The sequence below is a fragment of the Cystobacter fuscus DSM 2262 genome, from assembly GCF_000335475.2.
GTDB classification, from domain to species: domain Bacteria; phylum Myxococcota; class Myxococcia; order Myxococcales; family Myxococcaceae; genus Cystobacter; species Cystobacter fuscus.
Genome location: NZ_ANAH02000007.1, coordinates 430,117 through 443,296, shown reverse-complemented (window position 1 = coordinate 443,296; position 13,180 = coordinate 430,117). Strand labels below are relative to the sequence as shown.

The 13,180-nt window shown below is 70.4% G+C and carries 9 protein-coding genes and 1 tRNA gene; 2 read left to right on the top strand and 8 right to left on the bottom strand.

Annotated elements, in window-relative coordinates:
- Window positions 1–4: 4 nt before the first annotated feature.
- The 8 genes from D187_RS14245 to D187_RS14210 form a co-directional block, all read right to left on the bottom strand.
- The gene (locus D187_RS14245; protein ID WP_002621557.1) at window positions 5–772 is read right to left on the bottom strand and encodes a sulfotransferase family protein; all 768 of its coding nucleotides are present in this window, start codon (window positions 770–772) and stop codon (window positions 5–7) included.
- A 4-nt stretch (window positions 773–776) separates the two neighbouring features.
- On the bottom strand, window positions 777–2,051 hold the full coding sequence (locus tag D187_RS14240) for a coproporphyrinogen-III oxidase family protein (protein ID WP_002621556.1): 1,275 nt from the start codon (window positions 2,049–2,051) through the stop codon (window positions 777–779).
- Between the two features lie 22 nt (window positions 2,052–2,073).
- Window positions 2,074–2,421, bottom strand: a complete 348-nt coding sequence (locus D187_RS14235) for a phosphopantetheine-binding protein (RefSeq protein WP_002621555.1) — start codon at window positions 2,419–2,421, stop codon at window positions 2,074–2,076.
- Entirely contained in the window at window positions 2,418–3,932 is a 1,515-nt protein-coding gene (locus D187_RS14230) for a class I adenylate-forming enzyme family protein (protein WP_002621554.1), read from the bottom strand. The genes D187_RS14235 and D187_RS14230 overlap by 4 nt, the downstream gene beginning before the upstream one ends.
- A gap of 179 nt (window positions 3,933–4,111) precedes the next feature.
- Complete coding sequence (locus D187_RS14225; protein ID WP_002621553.1) at window positions 4,112–6,901, bottom strand: Hsp70 family protein; 2,790 nt, start codon at window positions 6,899–6,901, stop codon at window positions 4,112–4,114.
- A 19-nt stretch (window positions 6,902–6,920) separates the two neighbouring features.
- Window positions 6,921–8,774, bottom strand: coding sequence for an Hsp70 family protein (locus D187_RS14220; protein ID WP_002621552.1), 1,854 nt, complete (start codon window positions 8,772–8,774; stop codon window positions 6,921–6,923).
- A 25-nt stretch (window positions 8,775–8,799) separates the two neighbouring features.
- Complete coding sequence (locus D187_RS14215) at window positions 8,800–9,399, bottom strand: DUF2760 domain-containing protein (protein WP_002621551.1); 600 nt, start codon at window positions 9,397–9,399, stop codon at window positions 8,800–8,802.
- Between the two features lie 94 nt (window positions 9,400–9,493).
- Window positions 9,494–9,569, bottom strand: a tRNA-Ala gene (locus tag D187_RS14210).
- Window positions 9,570–9,747: 178 nt separating this feature from the next.
- Between D187_RS14210 and D187_RS14205 the strand changes: the two genes are divergently transcribed.
- Window positions 9,748–12,084 (top strand): tetratricopeptide repeat protein, encoded by a 2,337-nt coding sequence (locus tag D187_RS14205; protein ID WP_002621550.1) that lies wholly within the window; start codon window positions 9,748–9,750, stop codon window positions 12,082–12,084.
- A 207-nt stretch (window positions 12,085–12,291) separates the two neighbouring features.
- Window positions 12,292–13,176, top strand: a complete 885-nt coding sequence (gene cyoE, locus D187_RS14200; RefSeq protein ID WP_002621549.1) for a heme o synthase — start codon at window positions 12,292–12,294, stop codon at window positions 13,174–13,176.
- Window positions 13,177–13,180 lie beyond the last annotated feature (4 nt).

Here is a 13,180-nt window from a genome sequence, read left to right as displayed (position 1 = left end):
CGTCTCAAACATCGTATTCAGGGAACATCTCGAAGAGCAGCCGCTCACGGGACCGCACGAAACGTTTCAGCTCGGAGGTGTAGTGGTCCTGCCAGCGCGAAGCCTCGTCCCGGCTTCCCCCTTCGGGGAACACCTTGGGCTCATCCAGGATGAACGCGATTCGCTCGCGTGGCATCCCGATGCCGAGCAGGAAGTCATGGAGTTGATGGTTGAGGCGCTCGGAGCGCAGGAAGTGCAAGGGAAAGAGGGATTGTCGATAGCGGCGGCTCTCCAGCGCCTCCTCGTCCAAAGAGGCGAAGACCGCGCGTGGTTCATGACAGTAGAAGCGGATGAACTGTTCGGTATGCCAGCCGGGCCGGAAGGGATCGGCGAGACGGTCATTGCGAAAACCCGTCTCCCGGCCCTGGTGGCAGTTGAGGAAGAGGGTGTTGGCCATCCGGACGAACTCGTCGAAGGACAGCTCGGGGTAGTGGGGATGGAGCGCCTTCATGGCGTCGGCGCCGCAGTAGGCGTCCGGGTGCCGCTTCCACCAGCCGAAGTGGTACTGCGACACGTAGCGGTCATAGGGGTTGCGGACCGTGGTGAGCAGGGGCTTGCCGAGGTGGGCCGCGGGGATGTCGCCGCACGTGCCGTGCTTGTGGGTGTTGAGGAAGGTTCCCCCCAGGCCGGGACGTTCCGGCGAGCCCAGGTAGAGCCGTTCCAGCACGTGGGTGACGAAGGTGCCCCCGGTCTTGGGCGGGTGGATGTAGACGAGATCGTCGGTGATGATCATCGGTTCAGGCCAGGGACTCGATGCAGGCGGCGAGTCTGCGCCCCACGTAGTCGCCCCAGACAATCCCCTTCCGGGTGAGTGACAGCGTGTGCTCCTGGATCGTCACGAAGCCGTTCTTCTCCAGCTCCTCCACGGCGGGGGCACACCAGCGCGCCAGATCGAAGCCATGGCGTTGCTGGAAGGCGGCCAGGTCCAGGTGGATGAGCTTCATGCCCAGCACCACCTCGCGTGTCATCAGCTCGCGCGCCGAGAGCCGGTAGCCCCGGGTGAGGGGCAGCTCTCCGGCTTCCAACGTCTGGAGGTAGCGGGGCAGGTCGCTCGTGTTCTGCATCACGTGGGCGTCGAGCGAGCCGAAGGCCGACACGCCGAAGCCGTAGGTGTCCGTGCCGAGCCACCGCGAGCTGATGTGCCGCTGCCGGAAGGCGCCGCCCCGCGTGAAGGTGAAGAAGTTCACCGGCTGGTAGTCATGCCGCTCGAACTGTTCCAGGGCGTGGGTGATGAAGCGCAGCTCCTCGTCGTCCGTGGGCAGGGTGAGCGTGTGGCGCTTGATGTCGGCGTAATAGTCGGTGTTGGCGTGGAGCTCGGTCTTGTAGACGGTCAGGGAGTGCACGTCGGCTTCGAGCGCGCGCTCGATGGTGTAGGCCCACGTCCCATCGGTCTCCCCCGCGAGGCCGCTCATCAGGTCCACGTTGACGATGGCGCCGGTGGCCTTGGCGAGCGCGATGGCCGTGAAGGCGTGCTGCTCCGTGTCGTGGCGCCCCGTGCGTCGGAGGATGTCGTCGCGGAAGGACTGGATGCCCAGGCTGATGCGGTTGACGCCGAGCGCCTGGAGGTGCTCCGCCTTGGACGGGGTGAGCGTCACCGGCTCGGCCTCGAGGGTGATCTCCGGCTCCTCCAGCGTCAGGTGTTCGCGGAGGCTCTCCATCAACCGGCTCAGGTTCTCCCGGGACAGCAGCGTGGGCGTGCCGCCACCGAAGTACACGCTGGTCGTGGGCCGCTCCTCGAGGTGGAAGCGCCGGGAGACCAGGGCGATCTCCCGGCACAGCGCGCTCACGTACGCGTCGATCTCCGCCTTGCGGTGCTCCGCCAGCGTGGTGGTCTTGTAGTGGCAGTACGCGCAACGCTGGATGCAGTAGGGCAAATGCACGTAGACGTTGAGGGGCCGGGGGTCCAGCAGCCCCCGGAGGCCCTCCGGGCGCCAGTAGCGGTAGGGCGGATAGTGGGTGACGAATCCCCGGCGTGTCAGCTCGTCTGGCGCGGGTCTCTCCCCGGTGCTCATGGCGCTGTCCTTCGGGCGGGCTTCAGGGGGTAAGGCTCTTGCCGGCCCGCAGGAGCTGGCCGTGGATGTGCGCGGCCAGCACGGTGAGGTTGGCGAAGACCTCCGGGCGGATGTCCTGATCGGCGAACTCGAAGCCGTAGCGCTTCTCGATGAGGTTCATGAACTCGAAGAGGACCATCGAGTCGAGCGCCAGTCCGTCCTCGTGGAGGGACACCGTCGCGTCGATTCGCGACTCGTCGATGCGGACGTCCAGCTCCCGGGCGATCATCTTCTTGAGCTGATCGATGATCGGGAGGAGCGCCGCCACGGTGGCGGTGGTGGTGGAGGAGTGGGGCTTCTCGCGGGGAGGGAGCGATGCGCGCGTGCTCATGGGCGGAGTCCTTGTTGAAGCGCGGAAGGGGGCGTCATGGCCAGCGCGCGCAGGGCCTGACGATCCACCTTGCCGCTGGGCAGCAGGGGCAGGGTGGAGAGGAGCCGGACTTCATCCGGGAGCGCGTAGCCGGGCAGCAGGTCGAGGCAGGTGGCGCGCACCCGCGCGGGCTCGAGGGACTGTCCCTCGCGGGGAACGCAGAAGACGATGAGGCGCCGGCCCCGGAGGCCCTGCGACCCGAGGACCGCGACGGCCCGTTCCACGCCGCACACCCGCTGCACGGCGCCCTCGATGTCGGTGAGCATGAGGAGGCGTCCATCCCGTTTGACGCCGAGATCCGTCCGGCCCAGCACCTCGAGCGTTCCCTCCTCGTGGAGGAGGCAGAGATCCCGGGTGCGGTACCAGCCGTCCTCGACGAAGGGCTCGCCGCGCCAGGGGTGGCCGTCCTCGTCGAGATAGCCCTGGAAGGCGAAGGGGTGGTGGCACCAGAGCTCGCCGGCGGTGCCCGGTGGCTCTCCCTCGCCCTCATCCGAGTCCTTCAGGGGGCGGAGCTGGATTCGCACGTCTGGTAGGGCCCGGCCCACGGAGGTGGCCCGCGGTTCCTCGCCGGCTTCCGGGTCGACGGCGGTGATGGCGCCCAGCTCGGTGCAGCCATAGAGATTGATGATGTGCTGGAAGAGGGCCTGGGCGGAGGCGAACAGCTCCGGCGTCATCCGGTCTCCGGCGATGACGGCCTGGCGGTAGTGGACGGGCGCGGTGCGTCGCCGCAGCACCATGGCGCACAGGTGGGGGGTGAGGAACGTCACCGTCGGGTGCGTGCGCTCCTCCCGCTCGAGGAAGCGGGGCAGGCTGGCGCCCTCCAGCAGATCGAGGTTCGCCCCCACGGCGAGCGCGGGCAGCACGGCCGCGCCCAGGCCGAACATGTGCGCCAGGGGGACCGGCACGCAGATGCGATCGTCTTCCCGCAGACGCAGCCGCTCGATGCAGTTGAGCGCATTGCCGAGCAGACCCTCGTGGGTATGGACCACGAGCTTGGGGACGCCCAGGCTGCCCGAGGTGCGCACGAAGAGCCGCTCGGGCGCGCTGGCTTCACCCGCGGGCGGCGCGTGGGCGCCCGCGATGGGTGAGATTTCCAGCAGGTGCTCGGGCCGGGGGAGGCCGTCGGGCTCCACCGTGGAGGTGCCGTGCACCCGGAGCCGCAGGGAGCAGAAGCGGGGCGGGGGGGTCTCCGCTCGCGCGGACGGGGGGAGGAGGGCGAAGCTCGTGCCGCCGCGCAACAGGGCCAGGAGCGTGAGCAGTCCTGGCACGGAGGTGGTGCACTCCAGGACCACGGGCCTGTCCCGGGTCACTCCCGAGTGCGCGAGAAAGGCCTCCCATTGTGCGAGCCGTGCCTCGAGTTCCGCGTACGGAACGCGGAAGCGGCCATCGGTCAACGCGTTCCCCCGGACGGCTCCGACGGTGATCGCTTCACGGAGCACTCGAGCGATGCTGATGGACTCAGGGGAGGACATGCGCTCGGGGGGATGACAGGGGGGCGTATTGCCCGGGAAATCTATAAATCCCCCTGGACGAACTCAAATGACGAAACCAGATGAAAGCTGGTAACTCCTTGATTTCGTCCCTGGCCCGGGGTGGGTGAGCCCGAGGGGGGCTCATCCCAGATGCCGTCCGAGGAGCTTCGCCCGGGGGACTACAGGCGCAGACCGGCGGGCAGGGTATCGCCCAGGGCGCGGGCCTCGTCGGCGGCCTCCAGGGCCACCACCTCGGTCACCATGCGCACCCAGGTGTCGGAGGCCTTGGCCGCGCGCAGGGCCTCGGCGGTTTTCGCCCGCAGGTCGGGGGAGATGTCGCGCATGCGGTCTCCGGTGAAGCGCGCGAGCTGGGCCGCGGCGAACGGGGCGCCGTCGATGCGCGACAGGCCCAGCTCCAGCAGCAGGGACAGCCAGGCCTCGGCCACCTCCACCGTCACCACCTTGTGGCCGCTGCCGTAGAGCGGCACGCGCGCGCCCAGCCGGCCGAGTGCCCAGGGCCAGGGTCCGCCGCCCTTGTTCTCCGCCTTCAGCCGCGCCGCCATCCACCCGCCCAGCTCCGCCTTGTCCGTGGGCTCCAGGTGCTCGAGCGACGCCGCGGTGCGCACCATCTCGTCCAGGCCCTCGGGTTGAATGCCCTTGGCCTTGCCGGGAGTCGCGGGGGCGTCCAGGGGGATCTTCCGGGCCAGGTGCGGCTTGAGGTAGTCGTACAGCTTGCGCTGCTGCGCCTCGCTGAGTCCGCCGGCGATGCGCCGCCACATCACCCAGAACTCCACCCAGACGGACTTCTCGGTGTGGTGCTGCACGAGCGGCTCGAACAGGGAGAACGTCTGCTCGGCGCGCCAGTGGTCCAGGGGGTAGCCGAAGCCCGGGCGCAGCGTGTAGCCGGTGAGGCTGTAGAAGACGCGCTCGTGGTCCGCGGTGCGGCGGCGTTTGGAGGCGCCGGCGAAGAGCGAGCTCCACAGCTCGCGCAGCACGGGCACGCGCCAGGTGTCCCGGGGGCCGAGCACCTTCTCCAGCGTGCGCGACAGCTGCTTGATGTCCTTGGGCCCGATGGGCAGCGGCTTGTTGCCGTAGAGCCGGTCGACGTTGTCCTTGGCCTCGGCGAAGCGCGCCGGCATGGACTCGGTGACGGTGAGCTCGCGCTCGCCCCCGGTGCCCCGCAGCTCGAACTCCAGGCGCCAGCGCTCGTCGGCCACGTTGGACACGGCGAACAGCTCCAGCGTGCCGATCTCCGTGAGCCCCGAGCGCAGGTGCACGGGCACCAGGGCCGCCTTACCCGCGGCGCCCTTGAGCACCGTGTGGATGGGGGGCAGGGGCTTGAGTTCGTCCTTGAGCTCTTCGGTGAGCGGCACCACGTCGCCCGGCTTGTCGATGCGATCGCTCGTGGTGGAGTAGAGGGTGAACTGCACCGGCTGGCCGAGCGTGAGCGAGAAGGAGCGCTCGCCGATGTCGGTGTGCTGGCCCTCCTCGAAGCCGCGGGGGATGAGGCAGAGCACCGGCTGCTCCGAGCTGTCCGCCGGGCGCTGCAGGGCCACGTAGTACGCGCGCGCCGCGCCACCGCCGATGCGCAGGCCGTGCCCGCGCCGCACGAGGCCGTAGTACGCCGCGCCCCGGGCCACGGCCAGCTCCAGCGACTCGTGTCGCAACAGTCGGATGCGCGGCGTGTCGGGCCACCAGGCGCTCACCGCCTCCACGAGCCGCTCGGCCAGTCGCGGCGAGTTGAAGACACCGCCGTTGAGGAGGATGGCATCCGGGCGGGGCAGGGCGCCTTCGGTGGGGGCGGACTCCCCCAGGGCGGTGAAGCCCGCGGCGGCGTGCTGCGCGAGGAAGGCCGCCAGGTGCCGGGTGATGGCGGCGTCCTGGGCGTAGGGCAGGCCCAATTCCTGGAGCGCCATGCGCGCGGCGCGCCGGGGCCGCTCCTGGGCGCCCACCGTGGGGAAGAAGCCCTCCAGCACGAGCGCCTCGGCCTCCTCGCGCGTGAGGTCCGTGGACAGCGAGCCGCCGAGCAGCTTGCTGCCCCCGGCGACGAGGGACACGCCATGGCGCTCGGGGGGAGCGGTGCCGAGCAGGGACTCCTTGGCGGTGCGCGCGGCCTGGAGTGCCTGGGTCCACTGGGTGGCGGACAGGCGCCGGTTGCCGTCGGGGAAGAGCTTCTCCTCCAGCCGGCGGGCGAGCGCGGCGTCCATGTTGTCGCCCCCGAGCATGAGGTGCTCGCCCACCGCGAGCCGCCGCAGCATGGGGCCCTCGGGGGACACGCCCGCGTGCACGAGGGTGAAGTCGGTGGTGCCGCCGCCCACGTCCACCACGAGCACCAGCCGCACCTCCTCGAGGGACTTCGCCAGGTCCTTCCGGTGGCGCGCGGTGTAGTCGTAGAAGGCCGCCTGGGGCTCCTCGAGGAGGGTGAACTTCTCCAGGCCCGCCCGGCGCGCGGCGCTCACGGTGAGGGCGCGCGCGGCCTCGTCGAAGGAGGCGGGCACGGTGATGACCACCTCCTGCTGGGCGAGGGGCTTGTCCGGGTGGGCGTGGTTCCACGCCTGGGCGATGTGGGAGAGCAGCAGGGCGCTGGCCTCCACGGGGGACAGCTTGGCCACGTCGGCCGGAGCGCCCCAGGGGAGGATGGGCGCCGAGCGATCCACGCCCGGGTGACACAGCCAGCTCTTGGCGGAGGTGACGACCCGGCCCGGCACCCGGGCGCCCTGCCAGCGGGCGAACTCACCCACCACCTGGGCGCCGCTGTCGCCCCAGGGCAGCCGCAGCGCGCCCTCGGCGAGCTCGTGTCCGGCGGGTACGTAGACACAGGAGGGCAGCAGGGGCCGGGCGCTCACCTCGCCCTGACGCACCAGTTGGGGGACGGGGAAGTCCTCCACGGGAGCGGTGGGGCCCTTCGTAGGGTCCACCGAGGCGACGGCGCAATGGGTGGTTCCGAGGTCGATGCCGACGATGTGCATGGGCGTGGGGAAGGGGCTTCTATTCCTTCATGCGGACGTTGAGCTCCAGTTTCCAGCGGCCGGGGCCGTTCTTCTCCAGGCAGCGCAGCTCCAGCGTGCCCACCTCGGTGACGGCGGCCTGGAGGTTGACGGGCGTCAGGTCGCCGAAGGGCGCGGGCGTGCCGGGGAGCGTCGTCTCCACGGGGGCCAGCTCCTCGAACTCGCCGTTGCCCTCCACGTCGTCCACGAAGGCGCCCACCTTGTCGTCGCGCCGCACGGACGAGGCGAAGAAGCGGAAGCTCGTGGGCTCCCCGGTGACGAGGCCGAACTCCTGGGGAGGCACGTCCGCCTGGGTGCCTTCCTCCATGCCGAAGGGGGCCACGCACAGCGCCTTCACGGGCGGCTCCATGCCGGGCACGGCGGGCATGGCCGTCTCCACGCCCACGTAGTAGGCGCGCGCGGTGCCGCCGCGGATGCGCAGGCCATGGCCCTCGCGCACCCAGCCGTAGTAGGCGGCGCCCCGGGCCACGGCGAGGTCCAGGTCCGCGCCCTCGAGCTCCCGGGCGGGCGAGCCCCCGTCGGCGGCGAGCCACGCGTTGAGCACCTCCATGACCCGGGCCTTGAGGGGGCCGGCCTTGAAGACGCCTCCGTTGAAGAGCACGGCGGTGGGGTGGATGAAGGCCTTGCCGCCCACGTTGACGGGCGAGTCCGGGGAGTTGGCGAGCGCCTGGGCCTGCCGGGTGAGGAAGGCGGCGAGGTGGCGCGTCACCGCCGCGTCCTGCGCGTAGGGCAGGGCCATCTGCGCGAGGCCGGTGCGCCGGGCCACCCGGGGCAGCTCGGTGACGGGGGAAGGTGGGAAGAAGCCCTCGGTGAGGACGCGATCCAGCTCCTCCCGGGTCAGCTCCGTGCGGATGGTGCCGCCCAGGAGCGAGGAGCCGCGGCTGGCGATGGCGATGGGCGCATGGGTGAAGGCCGAGTTGCCGTAGAGCGACTCCTTGGCCATGCGGCAGCCATGGGTGAGGGCGTTGAACTGCCAGGCGTCCAGCTTCTTGCCCTCGGCGGTGAGGCGCTGCTGGAGCGTGTGCGCGAGCGCCAGGTCCATGTTGTCGCCGCCCAGGAGGATGTGGTCGCCCACGGCCACGCGCGTGAGCTCCACCTCGCCCGCGCGGTCGCGCACGGTGATGAGCGAGAAGTCCGTGGTGCCACCGCCCACGTCCACCACGAGGATGACCTCGCCCACCTTCATGTTCTTGCGGAAGGACTCGCCCTGGGCCTCGAGCCACGCGTAGAGCGCCGCCTGGGGCTCCTCCAGGAGCAGGACGTTCTCCAGCCCCGCGGCCCGGGCGGCCTCGAGCGTCAGGTCGCGCGCGGCGGCGTCGAACGAGGCCGGCACGGTGAGGATGACGTCCTGGGCGGCCATGGCGTTGCCCGCTTCCTCGCGCGAGCGGGCGAAGGTGTGGTCCCACGCCTCGCGCAGGTGGCGCAGGTAGCGCGTGGCGGCCTCCACCGGGGAGACGCGCTGCACCTCCTCGGGGGCCTGCCAGGGCAGGAGCGCGCCGCGCCGGTCCACGCCGGGGTGGCTCAGCCAGCTCTTGGCCGAGGAGACCAGGCGCGTGGGCACCTTGGCGCCATGGGCGCGGGCGAACTCACCCACGAGCGCGGGGGCATTCGGGTTCCACGGCAGCGCGAGGCTGCCTGGGGGGAACTCCTGGGCGCCGGGCAGGTAGAGGAAGGAGGGCAGGAGCGTGCGCGCCTCCACGGTCCCCGGGGCGGTGAGCTGGGGGATGGGCAGCATGGACTGCGCGGGACCCCGGGCCTGGCCGCCCTCGAGGTTGAGGTAGGAGACCGCGGAGTGCGTGGTGCCGAGATCGATTCCAATCGCGTAGCGGGACATAAGAGGAGGGGCCCCTTCGGGAAGGTCAGGACAGCTCGACTTCGGCGGGCGCGAGCACCCGCGGATCCAAGGCCGGACTGGTGGAGGGGAACGTCACGGAGGTGATGACCCAGCCCTTGTGCTTGAGCGAGCCGGAGTAGGGCGGCTGACCGGCCACGTTGCCGGTGAGGCGGATGCGCTGGGCGTCGAAGCCGGCGGGCACCTGCACCGTGTCACCCTCGTTCTGGGAGAGCACGGGCTCCAGGGCGAGGTACTGGCGCAGCACCTTGCGGCACCCCTCATGGACGATGCGCGCGGCGGCGCCCACGTCCTCATCCGGGAAGGCGGCCACGTCCTCCTGGAGGAAGTCGACGAGGCGGCCCTCGCGCTGGAGCATGGCGAGGAACTGGAGGGCCGAGGCGTGCTCCCGCTCGGGGGGCGGGGCGGCCGGCGCCGGGGGGGGTGGCGTGGGCTTCGCGGGCGTCGGCTCGGGCATGGGGGGGCCCGCCGGCAGCTTGCCGGCCCGGTCGGCCTCGCGCACGGGCAACACGGCCTGGGCGAACGAGCGATCGAGCCAGATTCGCCAGAAGCACACCAGGGCGAGCCACAGACGGGCGAAGAACGAGAGCGTGGGCTGGTCGGTCATCGGCCCCGGATAACAGACCCGGCGCGCTTTTCAATTCACTGGAGGCGCAAAAGAAAAGGGCTCCCCTGTTTCCAGGGGAGCCCTTTGGACTGCATGGTGGAGGTGGACGGGATCGAACCGACGACCTTCGCATTGCGAACGCGACGCTCTCCCAACTGAGCTACACCCCCATGACACTCCTGTTTCTCAACACCGTTGGGCGGCTGCGGTTTCCCGCCGTCGAGAAGACGAACGGGCATGTACAGGACCCCAACCAGGGTGTCAAGCCGGGAATGTTCGGACCCTCTTGGGCGATTGACGCACGGCAACTTGGGGTGTCATAAGAACCCCCTCAAGGCACCTCCTTTAATGTCCACATCCCCATCAAAGACGTTGAGCCCGGCCGAGCTCGCGAAGCTGGAGCATGCCTTCGCGTCCGACCCTTCTTCCGAAGCCTACAAGCCCCTCGCCGAGGCGTATCTCGCCTCTGGCCGTTTCATGGAGGCGATGGTCGTCTGCAAGAAAGGGGTGAAGGCACACCCCAATCGAGCCGATCCCCGCCTCCTCCTCGCCCGCGTCTACCAGGACCAGGGCAAGGACAAGAAAGCCCTCGAAGAGGTGCTGGGCGCGCTGCAGGCGCATCCCTCCGACAAGGCGACGCTGCGCATGGCGGGCGCCCTGCAAATCAAGACCGGTGAAGCCGACGCCGGCAAGGCCAACCTGCTCAAGGCCTACGAGGCGGATCCCACGGATCCGGACACGTTGGCGGTGATGCAGCAGCACAAGGTGCAGCCGCCCGTGGCCGCCGCGCCCGTGGCCGCCGCCCCGGCCCCCGCGCCCACGCCCGCTCCCGTGGCGGCTCCGGCCGTCCAGGCCGCCCCCGCTGCGGCCGCCACGCCCGCTCCGGTGGCCGCCGCCCCGGCCGCTCCCGCTCCGGCCGCCGAGCCGGCTCCTCGCGCCAAGGCCCCCGCCGCGCAGGCCGCGCGTCCGGCGGCCGCTCGTCGTCCCGCCGTGGTCGTCGAGGACGATGACGTCGACGACGATGACGACGCGCCCCGCAAGTCGCGCAAGAAGAGCGGCTCCAACACGAGCAAGTTCATCACCATTGGTCTGCTCGTCGCGGTGCCCATCTTCCTGGGCGGCTACTTCGTCCAGGGCCGCATGGCCGCCCAGCGCAACCGGGAGATCAAGAAGCAGCTCGACGCCGCCACCCAGGAGCTCAAGCACGACTCCTTCGCCTCCTACAAGAAGGCGTGCGAGGCGGCGGACAAGGCGATCGAGGTCGCTCCCGACTCGACGGCCGCCCACGGCTATCTCGCGTACGCCTACGCCATCCGCTGGGGTGAGCACGGCGGCGGAGACGACGCGCGCGGCAAGGCCGAGGAGCACCTGGCGGCCGCCCAGAAGAGCGGGGAAGTCAGCTCGCACCTCTACGCCGCCGCCGCCCTCGTCAAGACGTACGGCGGCAAGGGCAAGGAGGCGCTCGTCGAGCTCGAGAAGCAGGTGAAGAGCTTCGACGAGCAGGGCAAGCGCAGCTCGCTCTTGTACCTGACGCTCGGCCTCATCCAGATGAACGCGGGTGACCTGGAGCGCGCCAAGGACAACCTGGAGAAGGCCCAGGGCCTCTCTCCGGACGACCCGCGCATCTACGCCGCGCTCGGCGCGGTGTACCGCCGGCTCGGCCAGGACGGCACCGCCTGGAAGAACTACGACTTCGCCCTGCGCTACGAGAAGGACCACCCCGAGTCCCTGCTCGGCAAGTCCCTGCTGATGCTCGAGCAGGACGAGGCGAACTTCGGCCTGGCCGCGGTCATGCTCAAGAAGCTGCTGGAGGTGGATCCTCCGCCCTCGCCGCGCCAGCTCGCGGCGGCCAACGTGGCGCGCGCGCTGCTCATCTCCCGCGTCTCCACCGCCATGGAGAAGCTCAAGCCCGACGAGCAGGCCAAGCTCGCCGAGGCCACGGGCGTGCCCTCCGACAAGGAGAAGGCGCGCCAGGAGCTGACCAAGGCCGAGGACACCGGCTTCGCGCTCGACCGCAACAGCCCCGAGCTCTACCTCATCAAGGGCCGCCGGTTGCTCTCCGAGAACCACTACGACGAGGCCGCCGCGGAGATCCGCAAGGCCGTCAAGATGGACGGCACGCGCGCCCAGCTCTACGTGGAACTGGCCAAGGCCCTCATGGGCAAGCCGGGCGGCGAGAAGGAGGCCTCCGAGGCGCTCGTCACCGCGCTCAAGACCATGGGCGACAGCCCCAAGCTGCTCACCATGCTGGGCAACGCCTACCGCCGCCAGGGCAAGCTGGACGACGCGCTCAAGACGTATGAGCGCTCGGTGAAGGACGCCAACGCGAAGAACCCCGAGGCCCGCCTGGCCATCGGCGCCATCTATCGCGAGCGCTCCGAGTGGGCCAAGGCCCAGGAGTCGCTGGAGAAGGCGAGCACCGAGTTCATCGGCCAGCCGGACAAGGCGGCCACCGCGCTGCTCGAGCTGGCGCGCGTCTTCGAGGGCAAGGGCGACACCGCCAAGGCCGACGAGACGTACCAGAAGGCGCTCAACGCGGACGAGAACTACGCCCCGGCCTACTACTTCTACGCGGCGTTCCTCGCCAAGGACAAGAAGCAGGCCCCCAAGGCCAAGGCGCTGGCGCAGGAGTACGTCAAGCGCGAGCCCAAGGGCGAGTACGTGGCGCAGGCCCAGGCGCTGTGAGCCGGGCTCGTCCCACCGACAAGAAAAAGTAGTCACCAGACATGTGGGCGGGCGCGGGGATGGCATGAATCCCGCGCCCGTTTGCTTGATGTGGCCACCTCCTTGTGTGTAAGGGAGGGCGGCCTTTCATCTCATCTTGGGCGGAGTCCGCTCCGCCTCCAGCCGCGCCAGCCGCCCTGCGTGCCTGACGCGCCTCGGGGAGTCCGCGTGATTGCGCGTGCCGTGAGTTCGCCGAGCCTCGCCTCGGATTTGATGTCCCTCACCAAGCCGAGACTGTCGGGCCTGGTGCTCGCCACGGCCGCGGGCGGCATGTGGTTGGCCCCCGGAGAGCTGACGGTGTCGCGCATGCTGGTGACGCTGCTGGCCACCGCCGGCACCGTGGGCGCGGCCAACGCGCTCAACTGCTACTGGGAGCGCCACAGCGACCGCTTCATGGCGCGCACGAGCAACCGCCCCCTGCCTTCCGGGCGCATGGAGCCCCATGTCGCGCTCGCCTTCGGGGTGGGGCTCGCCGCGGTGTGCCTGCCGGCGCTCGCGCTGGGGGCCAATCCGCTCACCGCGCTGCTGGGCCTCGTGGCGCTGCTCAGCTACGTGCTCGTGTACACGCCGCTCAAGGCCCACTCCTCCATCGCCATGCTGGTGGGCGCGGTGCCCGGCGCGCTCCCCCCGCTCATGGGCTGGACGGCCGTCACGGGGCAGATCGACGCGGGCGGCTACGTCCTCTTCTCCATCCTCTTCCTCTGGCAGATCCCCCACTTCATCGCCATCGCCCTGTTCCGCCAGGACGAGTACGCGGCGGCCGGGCTCACGTGCGTCCCCATCGAGCGGGGCGAGGACTCCAGCCGCTTGCAGATCGTCCTCTACCTCGTGGCGCTGGTGCCCATGAGCCTCTTGCCCTTCCAGCTCGGCATCGCCGGGGGGTGGTACCTCGCCGCCGCGGTGCTGCTGGGCCTGTCCTTCCTCGGCCTGGGCGCCGCGGGGCTGTTCCAGCGCCTGGGAAGGGCCTGGGCCCGTCAGACGTTCCTGTTCAGCCTGCTGTACCTGACCGGCCTTTTCGCCGCGATGATGCTCGACAGCGGGGGACATGGTTGATTCG